1 protein-coding gene is annotated in these 847 nt (G+C 44.7%); it reads left to right on the top strand.

Going from position 1 to position 847, the window contains the following annotated elements; translation table 11 throughout:
- Positions 1-847: GNVR domain-containing protein (locus KIV40_RS29360; protein WP_285352764.1), on the top strand; the 847-nt coding region annotated here is incomplete at both ends.

Here is an 847-nt window from a genome sequence, read left to right as displayed (position 1 = left end):
CTTCTAAAAGAGAAAGAGCGTTTAAACCAACAAGTTCAAAAGCTACCTAAAACGCAACGTGAAGTACTACGAATGACACGTGACGTTGAAGTAAATCAACAGATATATATTCAACTTTTAAATAAGGTACATGAACTAAGTATTATCAAAGCAGGCACCGTGGGTAATATACGTATTTTAGATGATGCACAGGCTTACGCGCGTGCAGTAAAACCGAAGAAACCACTGATTGTTGTATTAGCGACCTTGCTTGGCGGTATGCTGAGTGTTGCGTTTGTGTTAGTTAAAGCAGCGTTTCACCGCGGTGTTGAGAGCCCAGGCCAGATCGAAGAGCTTGGCCTACCTGTTTTTGCCGCAGTACCTAAGTCGGACTTGCAAGTCGAACTCAGCAACCGTTTTAAGGTGAAGAAAAAGCGTACACAGGGTACACAAGCATTGCTTGCTGAGTCTAACCCTGCGGATCTCTCTGTTGAAGCGTTACGTGGTTTACGCACCAGTTTGCACTTCGCGATGCTTGAAGCAAAAAACAACATCTTGATGATCTCTGGCCCTGCACCAGGTATCGGTAAATCATTTATTTCGACCAACTTTTCAGCGGTTGCGGCGAAGACTGGTCAAAAAGTGCTGTTGATTGACGCAGATATGCGTAAAGGTTACCTGCAGCAAAGTTTCGGTGTGAAGTGGGATAACGGTTTATCTGATCTGCTGAGCGGTAAACAAGATTTTTCTCAATCGGTTAAAGCAACCCCGGTTGAAAACTTAGAAATTATCACTCGCGGCCAAGTACCGCCAAACCCATCAGAGCTTCTAATGCATCCACGTTTTGCGGAGCTTATGGAGTGGGCTT

Source organism: Vibrio sp. D173a (assembly GCF_030248475.1).
The sequence above is the reverse complement of the archived record's forward strand: the minus strand, read 5'-3'. Positions and strand labels throughout refer to the sequence as shown.